At 65.2% G+C, this 20,980-nt stretch carries 16 protein-coding genes; 12 read left to right on the forward strand and 4 right to left on the reverse strand.

Annotated features, from left to right (window positions below; genetic code table 11):
- Positions 1-84 precede the first annotated feature (84 nt).
- The 4 genes from acnD to prpB form a co-directional block, all read right to left on the reverse strand.
- The gene (gene acnD, locus Aeroheme_RS08355; protein ID WP_411167069.1) at positions 85-2,715 is read right to left on the reverse strand and encodes a Fe/S-dependent 2-methylisocitrate dehydratase AcnD; all 2,631 of its coding nucleotides are present in this window, start codon (positions 2,713-2,715) and stop codon (positions 85-87) included.
- Complete coding sequence (locus Aeroheme_RS08360) at positions 2,715-2,867, reverse strand: hypothetical protein (protein WP_411167070.1); 153 nt, start codon at positions 2,865-2,867, stop codon at positions 2,715-2,717. Before Aeroheme_RS08360 ends, acnD begins: the two co-directional genes overlap by 1 nt.
- A complete protein-coding gene (gene prpC / locus Aeroheme_RS08365) occupies positions 2,867-4,027 on the reverse strand; it encodes a 2-methylcitrate synthase (RefSeq protein WP_411167071.1) in 1,161 nt (386 codons plus the stop codon). The genes Aeroheme_RS08360 and prpC overlap by 1 nt, the downstream gene beginning before the upstream one ends.
- A gap of 64 nt (positions 4,028-4,091) precedes the next feature.
- Positions 4,092-4,991 carry a methylisocitrate lyase gene (gene prpB / locus Aeroheme_RS08370; protein ID WP_106886505.1) on the reverse strand — a complete coding sequence of 300 codons (900 nt, stop codon included), beginning with the start codon at positions 4,989-4,991 and terminating at the stop codon, positions 4,092-4,094.
- Positions 4,992-5,359: 368 nt separating this feature from the next.
- Here prpB and Aeroheme_RS08375 point away from each other — a divergent pair, with 368 nt between their 5' ends.
- The 12 genes from Aeroheme_RS08375 to Aeroheme_RS08430 all read left to right on the forward strand — a co-directional run bounded on the left by Aeroheme_RS08375 (position 5,360) and on the right by Aeroheme_RS08430 (position 20,952).
- Positions 5,360-6,340, forward strand: coding sequence for a quinone oxidoreductase family protein (locus tag Aeroheme_RS08375; protein WP_411167072.1), 981 nt, complete (start codon positions 5,360-5,362; stop codon positions 6,338-6,340).
- A 73-nt stretch (positions 6,341-6,413) separates the two neighbouring features.
- Positions 6,414-7,262 (forward strand): TauD/TfdA dioxygenase family protein, encoded by an 849-nt coding sequence (locus Aeroheme_RS08380; RefSeq protein WP_106886507.1) that lies wholly within the window; start codon positions 6,414-6,416, stop codon positions 7,260-7,262.
- An 81-nt stretch (positions 7,263-7,343) separates the two neighbouring features.
- Complete coding sequence (locus Aeroheme_RS08385; protein ID WP_163137249.1) at positions 7,344-8,396, forward strand: 3-keto-5-aminohexanoate cleavage protein; 1,053 nt, start codon at positions 7,344-7,346, stop codon at positions 8,394-8,396.
- 190 nt (positions 8,397-8,586) lie between these two features.
- Positions 8,587-9,912, forward strand: coding sequence for an MFS transporter (locus Aeroheme_RS08390; RefSeq protein WP_290029656.1), 1,326 nt, complete (start codon positions 8,587-8,589; stop codon positions 9,910-9,912).
- Positions 9,909-10,892: a DsbA family protein gene (locus tag Aeroheme_RS08395; protein ID WP_411167073.1), complete on the forward strand. Its 984-nt coding sequence runs from the start codon at positions 9,909-9,911 to the stop codon at positions 10,890-10,892. Before Aeroheme_RS08390 ends, Aeroheme_RS08395 begins: the two co-directional genes overlap by 4 nt.
- Positions 10,880-11,899 (forward strand): YeiH family protein, encoded by a 1,020-nt coding sequence (locus Aeroheme_RS08400; protein WP_163148653.1) that lies wholly within the window; start codon positions 10,880-10,882, stop codon positions 11,897-11,899. Before Aeroheme_RS08395 ends, Aeroheme_RS08400 begins: the two co-directional genes overlap by 13 nt.
- A gap of 91 nt (positions 11,900-11,990) precedes the next feature.
- A complete protein-coding gene (locus tag Aeroheme_RS08405; protein WP_411167074.1) occupies positions 11,991-12,692 on the forward strand; it encodes a CoA transferase subunit A in 702 nt (233 codons plus the stop codon).
- 94 nt (positions 12,693-12,786) lie between these two features.
- A complete protein-coding gene (locus tag Aeroheme_RS08410; protein ID WP_411167075.1) occupies positions 12,787-13,416 on the forward strand; it encodes a CoA transferase subunit B in 630 nt (209 codons plus the stop codon).
- 464 nt (positions 13,417-13,880) lie between these two features.
- Positions 13,881-15,806 carry a DUF1302 domain-containing protein gene (locus Aeroheme_RS08415; RefSeq protein WP_394293624.1) on the forward strand — a complete coding sequence of 642 codons (1,926 nt, stop codon included), beginning with the start codon at positions 13,881-13,883 and terminating at the stop codon, positions 15,804-15,806.
- Positions 15,807-15,839: 33 nt separating this feature from the next.
- Positions 15,840-17,198, forward strand: coding sequence for a DUF1329 domain-containing protein (locus Aeroheme_RS08420; protein WP_163137254.1), 1,359 nt, complete (start codon positions 15,840-15,842; stop codon positions 17,196-17,198).
- A gap of 100 nt (positions 17,199-17,298) precedes the next feature.
- Complete coding sequence (locus tag Aeroheme_RS08425; protein ID WP_411167076.1) at positions 17,299-18,375, forward strand: YCF48-related protein; 1,077 nt, start codon at positions 17,299-17,301, stop codon at positions 18,373-18,375.
- Between the two features lie 60 nt (positions 18,376-18,435).
- Complete coding sequence (locus Aeroheme_RS08430; protein ID WP_411167077.1) at positions 18,436-20,952, forward strand: efflux RND transporter permease subunit; 2,517 nt, start codon at positions 18,436-18,438, stop codon at positions 20,950-20,952.
- Positions 20,953-20,980: the final 28 nt, after the last annotated feature.

Raw genomic sequence — 20,980 nt, forward strand, 5'->3', positions numbered from 1 at the left:
AGATCCCCTCACCCCAACCCTCTCCCAAAGGGAGAGGGAGCACATCATGCCTCTCCCGGTGAAGGGGAGGGGGAATACCATATATCAGCTGGCGGCCTTGTGGGTGGTCGCCTCCAGGAAGTCCTGGGCGAAGCGCTGCAGCACGCCGCCTGCCTCATAGACCGAGACCTCCTCGGCGGTGTCGAGACGGCAGGTCATGGGCACCTCGAGTGTCTCGCCGTTGCGCCTGTGAATGACCAGCACGAGATCGGTGCGCGGGGTGCGCGCACCCTTGACGTCATAGGTCTCGGTGCCGTCCAGCCCCAGGGTCAAACGGCTGGTGCCCGGTTTGAACTCCAGCGGCAGCACCCCCATGCCGATCAGGTTGGTGCGGTGAATCCGCTCGAAGCCTTCCGCCGCTATCACCTCCACCCCCGCCAGCCGTACCCCCTTGGCCGCCCAGTCACGGGACGAGCCCTGGCCGTAGTCGGCGCCCGCCACTATGATCAGCGGCTGCTTGCGGGCCATGTAGGTTTCGATGGCTTCCCACATCCGCATGACCCGGCCCTCCGGTTCGACCCGGGCGAGGGAGCCCTTCTTCACTGCGCCGTTCACCACCGCCATCTCGTTCACCAGCTGAGGGTTGGCGAAGGTGGCGCGCTGGGCGGTCAGGTGATCGCCGCGGTGGGTGGCGTAGGAGTTGAAGTCCTCCTCCGGCAGCCCCATCTTGTGCAGGTATTCACCGGCCGCGCTGCTGCGCATGATGGCGTTGGAGGGGGAGAGGTGATCCGTGGTGATGTTGTCCGGCAGCACCGCCAGCGGCCTCATGCCCTTGAGGGTTCGTTCCCCCGCCAGCGCCCCTTCCCCCTCTTTATCCCAATAAGGCGGGCGACGGATATAGGTGCTCATGGGACGCCAGTCATACAAAGGCGCCACTTTGGGGCCATGGTCTTCCTCTATGGTGAACATGGGGATATAGACCTGGCGGAACTGCTCCGGCTTCACCGAGGCCCTGACCACGGCATCTATCTCGTCATCTGACGGCCAGATGTCTTTCAGGCGAATTTCCTTACCGTTCACCACTCCCAGCACATCCTTCTCTATGTCGAAGCGGATGGTGCCCGCGATGGCATAGGCCACCACCAGCGGCGGCGAGGCGAGGAAGGCCTGCTTGGCGTAGGGGTGGATGCGACCGTCGAAGTTGCGGTTGCCCGACAGCACGGCGGTGGCGTAGAGATCGCGATCGATGATCTCCTGCTGGATGGCCGGATCCAGTGCGCCTGACATGCCGTTGCAGGTGGTGCAGGCGAAGGCCACTATGCCAAAGCCGAGCCGCTCCAGCTCGCTGTCCAGTCCCGCCTCTTTCAGGTACAAGGCCACCGTCTTGGAGCCCGGTGCCAGCGACGACTTGACCCAGGGTTTGCGGGTCAGGCCGAGCTGGTTGGCGTTGCGCGCCAAGAGTCCCGCCGCAATCACGTTGCGCGGGTTGCTGGTGTTGGTGCAGCTGGTGATGGCGGCGATGATCACGGCCCCATCCGGCAGCAGGCCATCGGCCTCCTGGGCGCGGGCCTTGTCCAGATCCACCGCTATGCCGCGCGCGGCAAGATCGGCCACCGGCAGGCGGCGGTGGGGGTTGGAGGGGCCCGCCAGGGTGCGTACCACGGTCGATAAATCAAAGTGCAGCACGCGCTCGTACTCGGCGCTCGCCAGGCTGTCGGCCCAGAGACCCGCCTCCTTGGCATAGGTCTCCACCAGCTTGACCTGCTCACTATCACGGCCGGTGAGCCGCAGGTAGTCGATGGTCTGCTGGTCGATGAAGAACATGGCCGCGGTGGCGCCGTACTCAGGCGCCATGTTGGAGATGGTGGCGCGATCGCCGAGGGTCAGGGCGGCGGCGCCTTCCCCATGAAACTCCAGGTAGGCGCCGACCACTTTCTGCTGACGCAGGAACTCGGTCAGCGACAGCACCAGGTCGGTGGCGGTGATGCCGGCTTGCGGCTTGCCACTGAGCTCCACGCCGACGATCTCCGGCAGGCGCATCCAGGAGGCGCGCCCCAGCATCACGTTCTCCGCTTCGAGCCCACCCACCCCCACCGCTATCACCCCGAGGGCGTCAACGTGGGGGGTGTGGCTGTCGGTGCCGACACAGGTGTCCGGGTAGGCCACGCCGCGATCGTTGTGAATGACCGGCGACATCTTCTCCAGGTTGATCTGGTGCATGATGCCGTTGCCCGGCTGGATCACCTCTATGTTCTTGAACGCCTGCTTGGTCCAGTTGATGAAGTGGAAGCGATCCTCGTTGCGGCGATCCTCGATGGCGCGGTTCTTGGCAAAGGCATCGGGATCGAAGCCGCCGCACTCCACGGCCAGGGAATGATCGACGATGAGCTGCACCGGCACCACAGGGTTCACCTGGGCGGGGTCACCGCCCTGATCGGCGATGGCATCGCGCAGACCGGCCAAGTCCACCAGGGCGGTCTGGCCCAGGATGTCGTGGCACACCACCCGGGCCGGGAACCAGGGGAAGTCGCGATCGCGCTTATTCAAGGCGATCTGGCCGAGGCACTCGCCGAGGATGGCCGGATCGCACTTGCGAACAAGGTTCTCGGCGTGGACGCGGGCTGTGTAGGAGAGTCTGTCCCAGGCGCCGGGGGCGATGGCGTTCACCGCCTCCCGGGCGTCGAAGTAGTCCAGTGCCGTACCGGGCAGGGGCTTGCGGTATTGTGCGTTGGTCATCACTTGCGCTCCTGATTCTGCTCGGCCTGGACGCGGGCTGTGTAGGAGAGCCTGTCCCAGGCGCCGGGGGCGATGGCCTCGACCGCCTCCCGGGCGTCGAAGTAGTCAAGCTGAGTGCCGGGCAGGGGCTTGCGATATTGAGTGTTGGTCATCACTTGCGCTCCTTGAGCGGCACGAACTTGAGATCCTCCGGGCCCACGTAGTTGGCGCTCGGGCGGATGATCTTGCCGTCGATGCGCTGCTCGATGACGTGGGCCGACCAGCCGGAGGTGCGGGCGATCACGAACAGCGGGGTGAACATGGCGGTGGGCACCCCCATCATGTGGTAGCTGACGGCGCTGAACCAGTCGAGGTTCGGGAACATCTTCTTGGCTTCCCACATGGTGGACTCCAGGCGCTCGGCGATGTCGAACATCTTGGTGTTGTGCTGCTCCAGGCTGAGCTCGCGAGCCACCTCTTTAATCACCTTGTTGCGGGGATCCGAGACGGTGTAGACGGGGTGGCCGAAGCCGATGACCACCTCCTTCTTCTCGATGCGGGCGCGGATGTCGGCCTCGGCCTCGTCCGGATTGTCGTAACGCTTCTGGATCTCGAAGGCCACCTCGTTGGCGCCGCCGTGCTTGGGCCCGCGCAGGGCACCTATGGCACCTGTGATGCAAGAGAAGATGTCGGAGCCGGTGCCGGCGATCACCCGACCGGTGAAGGTGGAGGCGTTGAACTCGTGCTCGGCATAGAGGATGAGGGAGGTGTGCATGGCGCGCACCCAGGAGTCGCGGGGCTTCTCACCGTGCAGCAGGTGCAGGAAGTGGCCGCCGATGGAGTCATCGTCGGTCTCCACATGGATGCGCTTGCCGTTGTGGCTGAAGTGATACCAGTAGAGCAGCACAGAGCCGAGGCAAGCCATCAGCTTGTCGGCGATGTCGCGAGCCCCCGGGTGGTTGTGATCCTCCTTCTCGGGCGACAGACACCCCAGCACAGAGGTGGCGGTGCGCATCACATCCATGGGATGGGCGCTGGGGGGCAATTGCTCCAGCGCCACCTTGACCCCGGCGGGCAGGCCGCGCAGGGACTTGAGCTTGGCCTTGTAGCCGGCTAATTCTGCGGCATTGGGCAGCTTGCCGTGCACCAGCAGGTGGGCAATCTCCTCGAATTCGCAGCTGGTGGCCACATCCAGGATGTCATAGCCACGGTAGTGCAGATCGTTGCCGGAGAGGCCCACTGTACAGAGGGCGGTATTGCCGGCGGCGGTGCCGGAGAGGGCGACGGATTTCTTCGGCTTGAAGCCGGGGGTGGTTTCCACAAGTGCGCTCATCACAGGTTTCCTCATTCAGTCCGTTGAAGCGCCGGCTGCCAGCATGAGGCGGCCGGTCGGCATGTTATTCCTTGGTAGACAGGTCCTTGGTGAACAGCCTGTCCAGGGTCTGCTCGTAGTGGTGGTAGCCGAGGAAGTCGTAGAGGGACTCTCGGGTCTGCATGGTGTCGACCACGGCACGCTGGTGGCCGTCGCGGCGAAGCTGCTGATAGACGTTGAGGGCGGCCTGGTTGGCGGCGCGGGCGGCGCTCAGGGGGTAGAGCACCATGTCGACGCCGTGGGCAGCGAGGGCCTCCTTGTCAAACAGCTCCGTCTTGCCGAATTCAGTCATGTTGGCGAGGATGGGGACGCCAGCCGCCTGCTTGAAGCTGTCGTACTGGTGAAGTTCGGTGACCGCCTCGGCGAAGATCATGTCGGCTCCGGCGGCGGCGTAGGCCGCGGCGCGCTCGAGGGCCGAGCCCAGGCCTTCCACCGCCAGGGCGTCGGTGCGGGCCATGATGACGAAGTTCTCGTCCTGGCGGGCATCCACCGCCGCCTTGATCCTGTCCACCATCTCGGAGAGGGAGACCACGGCCTTGTTGGGCCTGTGGCCACAACGTTTCTGGGCAACCTGATCCTCCATGTGAACGGCGGCGACCCCGCCGCGCTCGAAGGCACGGACGGTGCGGGCTATGTTGAAGGCGCCGCCCCAGCCGGTGTCGATGTCCACCAGCAGTGGCACCTGGGTGGCGGCGGTGATGCGCTCGGCATCGATGAGCACGTCGTTCATGGAGGTCATGCCGAGATCCGGCAGGCCGTAGGAGGCGTTGGCCACCCCGGCACCGGACAGATAGAGGGCCTTGAAGCCGCTGCGTTCGGCCATCAGCGCCATGTAGGCGTTGATGGTGCCGACGATCTGCAGGGGTTTCTCATTGGCCAGCGCGGTGCGAAAACGCGCCCCGGCCGAGGGGGACAAGTTAGACATAGTGACTCCTTTCATGCTGCTCATGTTTTGCTGTGAATAGAACCATCTCACACTACGTTGACGTTAACGTCAATTATGCTTAGGTCCAAGGCCCGTTACTGAGCGGGCACAGGCGGCTGCTTCCTGGATAAATCCCTGTAATTCAATTAAATACCTTCAGGCTCCAACACCTGCCCGGCCATGTCGCCTCGCCGTCATGGGGGAACAGGGCCGATTCTGTCGTCTTCCCCGAGGGCGGGCAACGAATTCGAAGGGGGGTGTCATGAGATGAAAAGTGGCTGTCGCCCGATGAAAAGCGGCCATTCACCCAACCCCCTAGATTCAATCCGGACGATGCATTTCATTCACGAACGGATTGGAGAACAGAGATGGCCAACGCCATACGCTTTTATGAAACCGGGGGCCCGGACGTGCTGCGCTACGAAGAGGTGGCGGTGGGCGAGCCCGGTCCCGGCCAGGTGCGCCTGCGCCATGCCGCGGTCGGCCTGAACTATGCCGACACCTATTTTCGCAATGGCACCTACCCCATCCCCATGCCCAATGGCCTCGGTGTCGAGGCAGCCGGGGTGGTGGAGGCGGTGGGCGAGGGGGTCAGCAATGTGGCGGTGGGCGATCGCGTCACCTACACCGGCTTTATCAACACCCTAGGCGCTTATTCTACCGAGCGCCTGATCCCGGCCGCCCCCCTCATCCGGCTGCCGGACAGCATCAGCTGCGAGACCGCCGCCGCCATGACAATGCGGGGCCTGACGTCTGCCTACCTGATGCGCCGCATCCATGACTTCAAGCCCGGTGACAGCATCTTGCTGCACGCGGCGGCGGGGGGCGTCGGCCTCATCGTCGCCCAGTGGGCCAAGCTGCTGGGGCTGACGGTGATAGGCACCGTCTCGAGCGACGCCAAGGCCGAGCTGGCCCGTGCCCACGGCTGCGACTTCACCATCGACTACAGCCGCGAAGATGTGGCCACCCGGGTGCGTGCCCTGACCGGCGCCGCCGGGGTCGACGTGGTGTTTGACAGCGTCGGCAAGAGCACCTTCATGGGCTCGCTCGATTCCCTTAAACGCCGCGGCCTCATGGTCTGCGTCGGCACCGCCTCCGGTCCCATCGAGGGCTTCAACCCGCAATTGCTGGCCATGAAGGGCTCCCTCTATCTGACCCGCCCGGCTTTGGCCGACTACATCGTCGATCCCGCCGAGAAGGAGGCCCTGGCCGGCGAGCTGTTCGATCACGTGGCCAGCGGGCGGATCAAGATAGAGATCAACCAGCGCTACGCGCTGCAGGACGCAGCGCAGGCTCACCGCGATCTCGAGTCGCGCCAGACCACGGGCTCCTCCGTGTTCATCATCTAGGCCAAGGATCCCAGGCCAGCCCGCACTGGAGGGCGGCGCCTGCAGCACTGACTTGTCATTCAGGGAGAGAGACATGCGTGTAGAACAACTGACCTGCCACATCGGCGCCGAACTGAGCGGCGTCAACCTGGCGGACGCCGTTCACGATGAGGGGCTGTTCGCCGAGATCCGTACCCTCTTGCTCAGGCACAGGGTGCTGTTTTTGCGCAAGCAGGATATCAGCCGCGCCGATCACGTGGCCTTCGCCCGCCGTTTCGGCGAGCTGGAAGATCACCCGGTGGCGGGCAGCGACCCGGAGAATCCCGGCCTGGTGCGCATCTACAAGTCCCCGGAGGTGCCGAACGATCGCTACGAGAATGCCTGGCACACCGACGCCACCTGGCGCACCCAACCGCCCATGGGGTGCGTGCTGCGCTGCGTGGAGTGTCCGCCCGTGGGGGGCGACACCCTCTGGGCCAACATGGTGGTGGCCTACGAGCAGCTGCCGGGGGAGATCAAGGAGAAGATCGCCGGCCTGCGTGCCCGTCACAGCATAGAGGCGAGCTTCGGGGCGGCCATGCCCATCGAGAAGCGGCTGGCCTTGAAGGCCCAGTTCCCGGATGCGGAGCACCCCGTGGTACGCACCCACCCGGAGACCGACGAGAAGATCCTGTTCGTCAACGCCTTCGCCACCCACCTCACCAATTTCCACACCCCGGCCCACGTGCGTGTCGGTCAGGACTACAGCATGGGGGGCAGCGATCTGCTGCGCTACCTGATAAGCCAGGCCTATATCCCCGAGTATCAGGTGCGCTGGCGCTGGCAGCCGGGCAGCATCGCCATCTGGGACAATCGCAGCACCCAGCACTATGCCGCCATGGACTACCCCCCCAGCCATCGCAAGATGGAGCGGGCCGGGATCATGGGAGATACCCCCTTCTGATCAAACCCCGGGCCCCGCGCCCGGGAGAGATCACCACGCCCGGCTCTTCATGGAAGGCCAGCCAATTTAAGGAATGAACAGATGCAATTTTTTGACGATTCCCTGCACCCGGAAAACATGGAAAAGGTGGTCATCACAGTGGCCCCCTACGGCCCAGAGTGGGCCCCCGGCGACTTCCCGGAAGACATTCCGGTGACCATGGAGGAGCAAGTCCAGAAGGCGGTGGAGTGCTTTGATGCCGGCGCCACAGTGCTGCACCTGCACGTGCGCGAGCTGGACGGTACCGGCTCCAAGCGGCTGTCCAAGTTCAACGAGCTGATCGCCGGGGTGCGCAAGGCGGTGCCCGACATGATCATCCAGGTGGGGGGCTCCATCTCCTTCGCCCCGGAAGGGGAGGGGGAGGCGGCCAAGTGGCTCTCCGATGATACCCGCCACATGCTGGCCGAGCTGACCCCGAAGCCGGATCAGGTCACTGTGGCCATCAACACCACCCAGATGAACATCATGGAGCTGCTCTACCCCGAGTACCTGTCGGGCACCTCGCTGGCAAACCCCGCCTACCAGGCGGCCTACAGCGAGATGACGGTGCCGGCCGGCCCGGCCTGGGTGGCGGAGCACCTCAAGCGGCTGATGGCGAATGGCATCCAGCCCCACTTCCAGCTGACCGGCATGCACGCCCTCGAGACCCTGGAGCGGCTGGTGCGCCGGGGTGTCTACATGGGGCCGCTCAACCTCACCTGGATCGGCATCGGCGGCGGCTTCGACGGTCCCAACCCGTTCAACTTCATGAACTTCGTCCACCGTGCGCCGGACGGTGCCTGCGTCACCGCCGAGTCCCTGCTGAAAAACGTGCTGCCCTTCAACATGATGGCCATGGCCATGGGGCTGCACCCCCGCTGCGGCATAGAGGACACCATCATAGGTCAGCACGGCCAGCGCATGAGCTCGGTGGAGCAGATCCGCCAGTGCGTGCGGGTCGCTCACGAGCTGGGTCGCGAGGTAGCCAACGGCAAGGAGGCGCGCGCCATCTACCGCATCGGCGTGCAGTACGACAGCGTGGAGGAGACGCTGCTGGCCAACGGCATGGCGCCGAACCGGACCCCGGGCCAGAAAGGGGTGCCACAACGGTCCTGAGCCAGATGGGTCGCCGCAAAAATAGTGGGGCGGCGACCCCCCAACACTGTTTGCCAAACGGCCTTGCGCCTTGCACTATGCAGCACGCAGGGTAACTGAGTGATGAATCAATATTGTCTGGCCGGGGGCCTCTGCCGCCGGTCCGTTGACCGAAAAACCCAACCCAATTTGCAGTAGCGCGAGGGATTGTATGGCTACGTATCATATCGATGACGACCCAGAGGCCGGCAAGGTTGCCGTGCCCCGTCGTTATGCCTGGATAGTGTTTGCGCTGACCTTCGGTCTGCTCATCTCCGATTACATGTCGCGTCAGGTGCTCAATGCCGTCTTCCCCATGCTCAAGGGGGAGTGGGCGCTATCCGACACTCAGCTTGGCCTGCTCAGCGGCATAGTGGCGCTCATGGTCGGGCTCTTGACCTTTCCGCTCTCCCTGCTCGCCGATCGTTTCGGGCGGGTGAAGAGCCTGGCCCTGATGGCCGCGCTCTGGAGCCTGGCCACCCTGGGCTGCGCCCTGGCCCAGGACTATGAGCAGATGTTCGTCGCCCGCTTCCTGGTGGGGGTGGGGGAGGCGGCCTACGGCAGCGTCGGCATCGCCGTGGTGGTCTCAGTGTTCCCGCGGGAGATGCGGGCCACCCTCTCCGGCGCCTTCATCTCCGGCGGCATGTTCGGCTCCGTGCTTGGCATGGCCACCGGGGGCGTGCTGGCGCACTTCCTCGGCTGGCGCTGGGCCTTCGCCGGCATGGCCCTGTTCGGCCTGGTGCTGGCGGCCATCTATCCCCTCATCGTCAAGGAGGCGCGGATCTCCCAGACCAGCCGGGCGGCACGAGGGAGCACGGAGGCGGGCCGCAATCCCCTGCGCAGCCTCTATTCAAGCCGCTCGGTGATCTCGGCCTATGTGGGCAGCGGCCTGCAACTGTTCGTCGGCGGCACCGTCATCGTCTGGATGCCGAGCTATTTCAACCGCTACTACGGGCTGGACACGGACAAGGCGGGGCTCATGGCCGCCATCATAGTGCTGTGCAGCGGCGCCGGCATGATCCTCTGCGGCATGCTGAGCGATCGGCTGTGCCGCAACCGGCCGGATCGCAAGATAAGCCTCGCCATCGCCTATTGCCTCGGGAGCTGTCTGCTGCTCTCCCTGGCGTTTGCCCTGCCGGCCGGGCTGCCCCAGCTGCTGCTGATAGGTCTGGGGATGTTTATCGCCACCGGCACCTCGGGTCCCGCCGGTGCCATGGTGGCCAACCTCACCCACGCCAGCGTGCATGGCACGGCCTTTGCGACCCTTACCCTTGCCAACAACCTGCTCGGGCTGGCCCCTGGCCCCTTCATCACCGGCAAGGTGTCCGACCACATAGGACTGGACAACGCCTTCCAGCTGGTGCCCCTCATCAGCGTCGCGGCGGCCGCCGTCTTCTTCTACGGCAAGCGCCACTACCACAAGGACGTGGCCCGGCTCGACGGTGACGCCGGCCGCCAGATCATCACAGGTCCCCAGGGCTCGGAGGTGAGGGCATGAGGATCTGCATCGAGGTCTATGTCGATTTCATCTGCCCCTGGTGCCTCATCGGCAAACGCCAGCTGGCACAGGCCCTGACCCAACTGCGGGCAGAGCGGCCCGAGGTGCAGGTCGATGTACGCTGGCGCGGGGTGCAACTGCTACCCGCGCTGCCGGTGCAGGGGGAGGATTTTCACGACTTCTACCTGCGGCGCCTTGGCAGCGAACAGGCCATGGGCCTGCGTCAGGCCCAGGTGCGGCAGGCGGCGGCCAGCGTCGGCGTAGAGCTGGACTTTGGCAATATCCCCCGCATGCCGAACACGGCGGATGCCCACCGCCTGTGGCAACGGGCCTGCCAGCTGGGATCGCCGGCGCAGCTGGACGAGTTGCTGGAGTGGCTGTTCGCCTGCCACTTCCTGCACGGCGGGGATCTGGGGGATGGTGCTACCTTGCTGGGGCTGGCCGAGGCGGCGGGCTTTGGGTCCACCGATCTGGTGAGCAGCCTGCAGGGGGACGGGACTCCCTTCCACTGCGATCTGCCCGGGGCGGCCCAGCAGGGGGTGCCCAGCTTCGTGATGGGGAAGGGCTTGACTCTCAGCGGGGCCCAGCCGGTGGTGAAGCTGCTGGCCAGCCTGCGCCAGGCGCTGGATGCGGCGGCCGGGGCGACGGCTGCGCGTATCTTGGTGCCAGCCGAGCGGGTGCCTGAGCCGGGCAAACGTATCCTCATCGAGGCCCAGGGCAAGAGCCTGGTGCTGTTCAACGTCGATGGCCGCTTCCACGCCATCGACGACAGTTGCCCTCACCAGGGGGCCTCATTGTGCGGGGGGCGGCTGGAGGGGGAGGTGATCCAGTGCCTGGCCCACGGCCTGCGCTTCAACCTGACGACGGGGCTGCTGCTGAACTCGACCCAGCTCAGGGTCGGCCGCTACCCGGTCGAGCGGGAGGGAGAGGGGCTCGCCATCCTCATCCCATCCCGGGAGGTCAGCCCATGCTCACCCTGACCATGACGGATCGCTATCAGCGGGTGCGAACCCTGGCCCCCGGCATGGCGGTCAGCATCACGGTGGCGGCGGCCGCCACCTTCCTCTCCGAACACTACGGTGCCCCCGTGCTGCTGTTCGCCCTGCTGCTCGGCATGGGGCTGAACTTCCTCAGCGCCGAGGGGACCTGCAAGGCGGGCATCGAATTCACCGCGCGCAGCGTGCTGCGGATCGGGGTCGCCCTGCTCGGCATGCGCATCACCCTGGGCCAGATCGCCGAGCTGGGCTGGATGCCGGTGCTGCTGGTGGTCACCCTGGTGGTGGTCACCATCAGTCTCTCCGTGGTGGCGGCCAGGCTGATGGGATTCCAGCGGCTGTTCGGCATGCTGACCGGGGGGGCGACCGCCATCTGCGGTGCCTCCGCCGCCCTGGCCCTGGCCGCCTCCTTGCCCAATCACCCCCAGAAGGAGCGCGCCACCCTGTTCACCGTGATCGGGGTCTCGGTGCTCTCGACCCTGGCGATGATCCTCTACCCCATGATCGCCCGCTTCTTCGAGCTGACGCCGGTGGAGGCGGGGGTCTTCCTCGGCGCCACCATTCACGACGTCGCCCAGGTGGTGGGTGCTGGCTACAGCATGTCCACCGAGACCGGTGACGTGGCGACCGTGGTCAAGCTGATGCGGGTCGCCATGCTGCTGCCGGTGATCGTCGTCGCCGCCATGATCACCCGCAGGCAGGGGGCGGATCCCGCCTCTGGCAAGCGTCCGCCCCTGCTGCCCCTGTTTGCCGTCGGCTTCCTGGTGCTGGCCTGCATCAACAGCACAGGCTGGGTGCCCGTCCCATTGCAGGAGGGGGTCAACGGCCTGTCACGCTGGTGCCTGGTGATCGCCATCGCCGCCATCGGCATGAAGACCCAGCTCAAGGAGCTGGCGGCGGTCGGCATCAAGCCCATCCTGCTGATGGTGGGGGAGACCGCCTTCCTGGTCGCCCTGGTGCTGACCCTGATGCATTGGGGCATCAAGCCTTAGGAAGGCCATGGATGCCGACTCAAAAAAAAACAGCCATAAAACGAACGAGCCCCTGTGGCCAACGGACTAGCCAGAGAGCAGAGAGGTAGTTATGAACAAGGTTTATCCCAGCGCCCAGGCCGCCCTGAGCGGCCTGGTGCAGGACGACATCACCATAGCCTCGGGGGGCTTCGGCCTGTGCGGCATCCCCGAGCGGCTCATCGAGGCGCTGAAGGAAAGCGGCAAGGGGGGCTTCACCATCATCAGCAACAACTGCGGGGTGGATGACTTCGGGTTGGGGCCGCTGCTCCACAGCCGCCAGATAAAGAAGATGATCTCCTCCTACGTGGGGGGCAACAAGGAGTTCGAACGCCAGTACCTCGCGGGGGAACTTGAGCTTGAGTTCACCCCCCAGGGGACGCTCGCCGAGAAGCTGAGGGCTGGCGGCGCCGGCATCCCGGCCTTCTTCACCCGCACCGGTTACGGGACGCTTATCGCCGAGGGCAAGGAGACCCGCCAGTTCGACGGCGAGTGGTATGTGATGGAGCTCGCCCTGACCGCCGACATCGCGCTGATCAAGGGTGCCAAGGCCGACAAGGCGGGCAACCTGATGTTCAACAAGACGGCCCGCAACTTCAACCCGCTCTGTGCCAAGGCGGGGCGGGTCTGCGTGGCCGAGGTGGAGGAGATAGTCGAGGTGGGGGAGCTGGCCCCGGACGACATTCACCTGCCTGGCATCTATGTGCAGCGGCTGGTCTTGAACCCCAACCCCGAGAAACGCATCGAAGTGCGCACCGTCATGGAGAAAAACTGACATGCTCTGGACCCGTGAAGAGTTGGTGCAGTACACCCCCCAGGAGCTTCTATTGGCTTTCTTTTTCCAACCGTGCGCAGCGAGGAACTAAATCATGGCCTGGACCCGTGAAGAGATGGCGCAGCGCGCCGCAAAGGAGCTGGAGGACGGCTTCTACGTCAACCTGGGGATCGGCCTGCCGACCCTGGTGGCCAACTACATCCCGGACGGCATGGAGGTGTGGCTGCAGAGCGAGAACGGCCTGCTCGGCATAGGCCCCTTCCCGAGTGAAGCCGAGCTGGACCCGGATCTCATCAACGCCGGCAAGCAGACCATCACCACACTGCCCGGCAGCAGCTTCTTCGACAGCGCCGAGAGTTTTGCCATGATCCGCGGCGGCCACATCAACCTGGCCCTGCTCGGGGCCATGCAGGTCTCCGAGCGCGGCGATCTCGCGAACTGGATGATCCCGGGCAAGATGGTCAAAGGCATGGGGGGGGCCATGGATCTGGTGGCCGGGGTCAAGCGGGTGGTGGTGCTGATGGAGCACTGCGCCAAGGGGGGCGAGCACAAGATACTGGAGTGGTGCTCCCTGCCGCTGACCGGGGTCGGGGTGGTGGATCGCATCATCAGCGATCTCGCCGTGCTGGACGTGACCCCCGGGGGCCTTCGCCTGGTGGAGCTGGCCCCCGGCATCGAGTTCGAGGCGCTGCAAGCCGCCACCGGCTGCGCCATAGCGCGCTGACGCTTAGCCATCCACGGGGAGGGCGCTCGCGCACTCCCCGCTATCTTTTCTCGCCATCTACGTCTCTTGCCCCTTGGCTATCCGGCACCGACCCGTCGCCTCCCGCTTGTCTCCATCTCCTGTTTCCTTCGCGCCGTTTCTGTCGCCCGGATCACTGTTCTCAGCTGAACAAGGGCTGTATGGGGCCGGTCGTCGACGAGCGAATCCCGCGCCAGCCGTGGGATGCAGCCGCTGTCACCAAATGAAAAGTGACTGACGTTCAATGGCAAGCGCGCCCCTGGAGCTAGGCCTTACAGTCGGCACTAAGAACACAGAGCGCATTCGGACAAGCGATACAGGGGGGAGGCAACCGGCCAATGGCCAGCTTGCCAAACCCGGCGAAACGCCCCGGTCTGCGCCATAAAAAAGCCAACGGAAACGGCAACAAAAATAACAAAACGACGACAACACTCGGAGAGACTGTAATGGATTACAAGCACACGAGTCATGGTTGCGGTGCCCTGCGCCTCAGCCTGCTGGCGACGGCCATCACGGCCGTCCTCATGCCCAGCGTTCAGGCGGTCGAAGTCGACACCCAGAGTGAAGACTGGTCCGTTCGCTTCGACAACACCGGCAAGTTCAACTACGGCATGCGCACCGAGAGTGCCGATGCGCGGATGCTTGCCACCCCGAACAACAACGACGGGGACTACAACTTCAAGGATGCCGGCGACACCGTCACCACCCGCTTCGATCTGCTGACCGAGCTGGATGTGGTGAACAAGGGCAACACCGGCTTTCGCATCAGCGCCGCCAGCTGGTATGACTATGCCTACCGCGACGTCGGCGCTGACGAGAACCCCTTCATCAACGGCAACAGCGCCAGCTCCGGCATCGTCGGGCTGCCCCCGGTGGCGGGCAACCGTCATCTGAGCGACTATGCGGATCGCTACTACCATGGCCCCTCCGGCGAGCTGCTCGATGCCTTCGTGTTCCACAACATGGAGGTGGGCGACGAATCCCTGCTCGGGGTCAAGATAGGCCAGCACAACATCTTCTGGGGGGAAACCCTGCTGAGCCCGGTGCACGCCCTAAGCTATGGCCAGTCCGGCCTGGATCTCGCGAAGCTCGCGGCATCCCCGGGGACGGAAGCGAAAGAGCTGTTTGTGCCCCGCAACCAGATCTCCGCCTCCTTCACCCTGAACCCGGAGTGGACCTTCGCCGCCCAGTACTTCCTGGACTGGAACGCCGCCCGCCTGCCGGAAGCCGGCACCTATTACGGCAGCTCCGATCTGGTGGGCTTCGGTGCCCAGTCCTTCCTGCTGGGTCACACCGGCGGGCCGGGTCTGGCCGGACCGAGCGGCACCCTCAGCAACATTCGCCGGGGGGATGACATAGAACCGGGCAAGCACGGCGACTGGGGCATCATGGCCAAGTGGTCTCCCGAGGCGCTGGATGCGACCCTGGGGGCCTTCTACCGCCGTACCGCCGACATCCTGCCCCAGGCGGTGCTCGATGCCCGTGGCATGACCATTCGCGGGGCGGCGCCCCTGCCGGCCGGGGCCGTGCCCAACCTGCGCCAGTCCATCGCCAACACCAGCTACGCCCTGGCCTATGGCGACGACATCGACATCTTTGGCCTCAGCCTCTCCAAGGATGTGGCCGGGGTGAGTGTCGGCAGCGACCTCAACTATCGCCAGCACATGCCCCTCTCCAGCATCCCGGCCCTGCTCAGTGCCACGGGTCCCGGGGGACTGGCCAACGGCTTCGGGATCCCGGCGCCCGTGCTAGGTCCCCGTCATCCGGACACCGGGGTGATCACCGATGACTCCGACGGCTACAGCGCCACCGGCGATACCCTGCACTGGACCCTCAACGGCCTGATGACCTTCGCGGACACGGCGCTGTTCGACGGCGCCGCCCTGCTCGGGGAGCTCTACTACAGCAACCTGCTGAGCCTGGATGACCACAACAAGGCTCTCTACAAGGGAGAAGATAGCTATCAGGGCATCGACAAGCCCACCCGGGACAACTGGGGGCTGGCGGTCAACTTCACCCCGACCTGGTATCAGGTCCTGCCGGGGGTTGACATGAACATGCCGCTCTCGGTGAACTGGGGGCTGGCGGGCATCTCCCCGGTCCAGGCAGGCGGGGCGAAAGACACCGGCAGCTATGCGGTGGGGCTAGGCGCCACCCTCTACAACCAGTACTTCGTCGATCTGAAATACGTGGACTCCTTTGGCAAGTCTGCCGAGTGCAATGACGGTGCCGAGGATGGCGCCACCCCCAATGCCCTCGATGGGGCCCAGCGCAACACCTGTTATGCCGGTGGTTACGCCTCCTTCTCCGGTGGCGGTGCCACCACGGAAGACAGAGGCGCCATCTACCTGACCCTGAAGACCACTTACTGAGTCACCTCAAGCGACCGAGTCGGAGAACGAGATATGACATTCAACAAGACCATGCTGGCCGCCTCTCTCACCCTGGCCCTCGCGGGCCAGGCACTGGCCGCCGTCTCCAGCAGCGAAGCCGCACAGCTCGGCACCAGTCTGACCCAGGTGGGCGCCGAAGCGGCCGCCAATGCCGATGGCAGCATCCCCGCCTACAGCGGAGGCCTGACCACGCCCCCCGCCGGCTTCAAGGCCGGTGACAGCATGCGCCCGGATCCCTATGCGGGTGAGCAGCCGCTCCTGGTCATCACCGGCAAGAACGCGGCCCAATACCAGGGGGCGCTGACCGCCACCACGGCGGAGCTGCTCAAGCGCTTCCCGGACTTCAGGGTGGACCTCTACCCGACCCACCGCAGCGTGGCGCTGCCACAGGCGGTGCTGGACAACACCAGGAAGAACGCGCTCAGCGCCACCACCCTGGCGGGGGGCATGGCGGTGGACAAGGTGCTGCCGGGCATTCCCTTCCCCATCCCCAAGAGCGGGGCCGAGGCGATGTGGAACTTCCTGCTGCGCTACCAGGGGGTGAACATCGCCACCAAGTACGACTCCTGGAACGTGGACGCCGCCGGCACGGCGGCCCTCTCCACCACGGGGCAGGCCTTCATCAACTACGCCATCTACGAGGACATGAATAAGCCCATCTCGGCCAAGGATACCTACTACCAGATGAAGCTCCATTACACGGGCCCGGCCCGTCGCGCCGGCGAGGCCATCATGCTGCGCGATGCTGCCAACCCCCTGGAGCAGCCGCGCAAGGCCTGGCAGTACCTGCCTGGCCAGCGCCGGGTCAAGCTGGCACCGAACCTGGCCTATGATACCCCGAACCCGGGCACCTCGGGGGCGGGCACCTATGACGACGTCTTCGTCTTCAACGGGGCGCTGGACAGATTCGACTGGAAGCTGGTGGGCAAGCAGGAAATGATAGTCCCCTACAACACCTATCGGCTGACCTATCAGCCCGATGCCAGGGCGCTGACCACCCCCAACTTCCTGTCACCGGATCACGTGCGCTGGGAGAAGCACAGGGTCTGGGTGGTGGAGGGCAACCTCAAGGCCGGTGAGCGCCACATCTACGCCAAGCGCCGCTTCTACCTGGACGAAGACAGCTGGGTGGCGCTGGCCTCCGATCAGTACGACGCCCGTGGTCAGCTCTATCGCGGCTCCTTCGCCTTCCTGAGCCAGAGCTACGACAAGCAGACCCCGGACGCCACCCCCTTCATGATCTATGACCTGGTGGCGGGCACCTACAACATCAACGGTGTGGTGGGCCCCTACGGCGGCATCAAGTACGGTGCCTCCCTGTCCAAGGCGAAGTGGTCGCCGGAGTCCCTGGCTGGCGCCGGGATCCGCTAGCCGTAACAGGAGTCCGGATCGTCATTGATGAACCGGGCTCCTCGATGTTGGCGTCGGGCGCCTTTTGGCATCCCGCCGCCCTCTGAGACAAGGACGTGGTATGGGTTCATTCAAGACGTTGGCGCCATTGATCTGCTGCGCCCTGCTGATGCAAAGCGCAGGGGTGACAGCCGGGCAGGCGGCCGATTATGTGGACGTGCTGGACCTGCCAGCCAAGGCGAGCGCCCTGGCCCAGCGCAGCCCCCTGCTGGGTCTGGCTCGTGCCGGGTCGCGGCTGGTGGCGGTGGGGCAACGGGGTCACATCCTCTACTCGGACGACGAGGGAGGGCGCTGGCAGCAGGCCAGGGTGCCGGTGAGCTCGGATCTGAACGCCGTCACCTTCCCCACCCCCGAGCAGGGTTGGGCCGTGGGGGGGGATGGGGTGGTGCTGCACAGCCAGGATGGCGGTGCCAGCTGGCAAAAACAGCTGGATGGTCGCCAGATAGGCGGGCTGGTGAGTGCCTTCTATGCCGCCAAGGCCGGGGCCGAGCCGGACAACGAACAGTGGGCCGCGCTGGTGGAGGAGGGCCAGCGGCTGGAGGAGGAGGGGGCCGACAAACCCCTGCTCGACGTCTGGTTTGAGGACGACAAGGTCGGCTACGTGGTCGGGGTCTTCAACCTGATACTGGGCACCCAGGATGGCGGCCTGCACTGGACGCCCATGCAGGATCGCACCGACAACCCGGATGGGCTCCATCTCAATGCCATAGCCCCCGCCGGTGACGCCCTCTATCTGGTGGGCGAGCAGGGCCTGCTGCGCAAATGGGAGCCGCAGACGCAGCGCTTCGTCTCACTGCCCAGCCCCTATGACGGCAGCTTCTTCGGCCTTGTCGGTCGCCCGGATGAGGTGATCGTCTATGGCCTGCGGGGCCATGTCTATCGCAGCACGGACGGAGGCGAAAACTGGACCCGGCTCGTGAGCCCGCTGCCCATCAGCATCAGCGCCGCTATGCAGGGGGCCGATGGCCAGTTCCGTCTGTTTACCCAGGCCGGTCATATGCTGCTGCAACGGGGCAACGAGCCGCTGAGCCTGGCCCCCCTGGCCGAGCCATCGCCGGTGGCGGGCGCCGCCCTGACTGCGGATGGCACCCTGGCGCTGGTGGGCAGCCGCGGGGTGCGCACCCTTGGCGTCAAATAAGGTTTGTCAAAGCAGGCCGTCACCGGATGACGGCCCAATAACGATAACGAGGATCCAGACATGGGCCATGTGAAGCAAGATTCGATGCCGGTGATCCGCGAGCTGAGCGCGTTCGACAGGCACTCCGGCAACCTGCTGGAGCGGCTGGTGTTCAACCACAGGGGGCTCTTCATGCTGGCGATGACGCTGGCGACCCTGGTGCTTGGCTACATGGGCGCGACCCGTCTGGCGCTGGCGCCCAGCTTCGAGAAGATGATCCCCCAGAGCCAACCCTACATCAAAAACTTCCTGGAGAACCGGGACTCCCTGCGTGGCCTCGGCAACTCGGTGCGAGTGGTGGTGGAGAATACCCGGGGAGACATCTTCGACCCCGACTATCTAAGCGTCCTCAAGCGGGTCAATGACGAGCTGTTCCTGACCGAAGGGGTAGACAGGGCCTGGATGAAGTCCCTCTGGAGCCCGGCGGTGCGCTGGACCGAGGTGACCGAGGAAGGCTTCCAGGGCGGGCCCGTGATGCCGGATGCCTATCAGGGATCGGCCTCTGACATCGAGCAGCTGCGCCAGAACATCAACAGAGCCGGCATAGTCGGCAGCCTGGTGGCGAGCGATTTCAAGTCCAGCATGCTGATAGTGCCCCTGCTGGACAAGGCCTCTGTCACCGGCAAGCCCCTCAATTACCATGACTTCTCCCAGCGCATCGAGGCGCTGCGCAGCCAGATAGAGTTCGCAGGCGCCCCCCATCAGGCGGGGGAGGAGGGGACGGGCCAGTACAAGATCCGGGTGATCGGCTTTGCCAAGCTGGTCGGCGATCTCATCGACGGCCTCATCCAGGTGATCCTCTTCTTCGCCCTGGCGGTGGCGACCTCGCTCCTCATCATCTTCCTCTACACCCGCTGCGTGCGCAGCACCCTGCTGGTGGTGGGCTGCTCCCTGGTCGCCGTGATCTGGCAGCTCGGCATCATCGCCTGGCTCGGCTACGCCATCGACCCTTACTCTGTGCTGGTGCCCTTCCTCATCTTCGCCATCGGCGTCTCCCACGCGGCCCAGAAGATGAATGGCATCATGCAGGACATCGCCCGCGGAACCCACCGCCAGATAGCGGCGCGCTACACCTTCCGCCGCCTCTTCCTCGCCGGGGTCACGGCGCTGCTGGCCGATGCGGTGGGGTTCGCCGTGCTGATGCTGATCGACATCCCCGTCATCCAGGATCTCGCCATCACCGCCAGCATAGGGGTGGCCGTGCTCATCTTCACCTCGCTGCTGCTGATGCCGGTGGCCCTCTCCTATGTGGGGGTGGGCCGCAAGGCGGCCGAGCGAGCGCTCAAGATAGACACCCACGCCGCCGCCAATCAGGGCTTCGGCAGACTCTGGGCACTGCTGGATCGCTGCACCGAGCGCAAGTGGGCCACAGTGGTGGTGATCCTCGGCCTGGCGATGGGCATAGGCGGCTACCTGGTGAGCCTGCAGCTCAAGATTGGCGATCTGGACAGCGGCGCCCCCGAGCTTCGTGCGGATTCGCGCTACAACAGGGACAACGCCTACATCACCAGCCACTACGCCCTCTCCAGCGATCTCTTTGCGGTGATGATCAAGACGGCGCCCGAGGGGTGCCTCGACTACCAGACCCTGATCCTGGCCGATCGCCTGGGGTGGGAATTGCAGCAGCATCCCGGGGTGCAGGCCACGACCTCGCTGGTCAATGCGGTGCGCCAGATCACCGCCGGCACCTATGAGGGCAACCCCAAGCTCGCCAGCATCCAGCGCAACCAGAACGTGCTGAACTATGCCGCCCAGCAGGCCTCGGTCAACAGCCCCGAGCTCTTCAACACCGACTGCTCCCTGATGCCGGTGATAGCCTACTTGAAAGATCACAAGGCCGAGACCCTGAGCGGCGTGGTGGCCATCGCCGAGCGGTTTGCCCGGGAGAACAGCACGGCGGATCGCCAGTTCCTGCTGGCTGCGGGCAGTGCCGGCATAGAGGCCGCCACCAACATGGTGGTGCACGAGGCCAACCGCACCATGCTGCTCTACGTCTATCTGGCAGTGACCCTGTTCTGCCTCATCACCTTCCGTAGCTGGCGGGCAACCGTGGTGGCGCTGGTGCCCCTGATGCTCACCTCTGTGCTGTGCGAGGCGCTGATGGTATTCATGGGCATAGGCGTCAAGGTGGCGACCCTGCCGGTGATTGCGCTGGGGGTCGGCATAGGGGTGGACTACGCCCTCTACCTGCTGAGCGTGCAGCTGCACCATCAGCGCCAGGGCATGTCACTGGTGGATGCCTATCGCCAGGCCGTGGCCTTCACCGGTCGGGTGGTGGGGCTGGTGGGCATCACCCTGGCCGCCGGTGTGGTGGCCTGGGTCTGGTCCCCCATCAAGTTCCAGGCCGACATGGGCATACTGCTCACCTTCATGTTCCTGTGGAACATGCTGGGGGCCCTGATAGGGGTGCCGGCGCTCTCCTACTTCCTGCTCTCCGGGACTGGGGCTGTGCCTGCCCAGGCGCGGGAGCGGCAGGAGGGGGATGCCAAAGAGGGGGTCAAGCCCTGCCGGACTCCGGTGGGGGCCGACGTCAGCTAGCAATAGCCGTGACACAGGGAAAGGAATA

Source organism: Aeromonas sp. DSM 116730 (genome assembly GCF_046581335.1).
Classification (GTDB): Bacteria; Pseudomonadota; Gammaproteobacteria; order Enterobacterales; family Aeromonadaceae; genus Aeromonas; species Aeromonas rivipollensis.

Coding starts and splice junctions, on each gene's coding strand:
- acnD (WP_411167069.1), bottom strand. CDS start 2,715: ATGACCAACGCACAATACCGCAAGCCCCTGCCCGGTACGGCACTGGAC.
- Aeroheme_RS08360 (WP_411167070.1), bottom strand. CDS start 2,867: ATGACCAACACTCAATATCGCAAGCCCCTGCCCGGCACTCAGCTTGAC.
- prpC (WP_411167071.1), bottom strand. CDS start 4,027: ATGAGCGCACTTGTGGAAACCACCCCCGGCTTCAAGCCGAAGAAATCC.
- prpB (WP_106886505.1), bottom strand. CDS start 4,991: ATGTCTAACTTGTCCCCCTCGGCCGGGGCGCGTTTTCGCACCGCGCTG.
- Aeroheme_RS08375 (WP_411167072.1), top strand. CDS start 5,360: ATGGCCAACGCCATACGCTTTTATGAAACCGGGGGCCCGGACGTGCTG.
- Aeroheme_RS08380 (WP_106886507.1), top strand. CDS start 6,414: ATGCGTGTAGAACAACTGACCTGCCACATCGGCGCCGAACTGAGCGGC.
- Aeroheme_RS08385 (WP_163137249.1), top strand. CDS start 7,344: ATGCAATTTTTTGACGATTCCCTGCACCCGGAAAACATGGAAAAGGTG.
- Aeroheme_RS08390 (WP_290029656.1), top strand. CDS start 8,587: ATGGCTACGTATCATATCGATGACGACCCAGAGGCCGGCAAGGTTGCC.
- Aeroheme_RS08395 (WP_411167073.1), top strand. CDS start 9,909: ATGAGGATCTGCATCGAGGTCTATGTCGATTTCATCTGCCCCTGGTGC.
- Aeroheme_RS08400 (WP_163148653.1), top strand. CDS start 10,880: ATGCTCACCCTGACCATGACGGATCGCTATCAGCGGGTGCGAACCCTG.
- Aeroheme_RS08405 (WP_411167074.1), top strand. CDS start 11,991: ATGAACAAGGTTTATCCCAGCGCCCAGGCCGCCCTGAGCGGCCTGGTG.
- Aeroheme_RS08410 (WP_411167075.1), top strand. CDS start 12,787: ATGGCCTGGACCCGTGAAGAGATGGCGCAGCGCGCCGCAAAGGAGCTG.
- Aeroheme_RS08415 (WP_394293624.1), top strand. CDS start 13,881: ATGGATTACAAGCACACGAGTCATGGTTGCGGTGCCCTGCGCCTCAGC.
- Aeroheme_RS08420 (WP_163137254.1), top strand. CDS start 15,840: ATGACATTCAACAAGACCATGCTGGCCGCCTCTCTCACCCTGGCCCTC.
- Aeroheme_RS08425 (WP_411167076.1), top strand. CDS start 17,299: ATGGGTTCATTCAAGACGTTGGCGCCATTGATCTGCTGCGCCCTGCTG.
- Aeroheme_RS08430 (WP_411167077.1), top strand. CDS start 18,436: ATGGGCCATGTGAAGCAAGATTCGATGCCGGTGATCCGCGAGCTGAGC.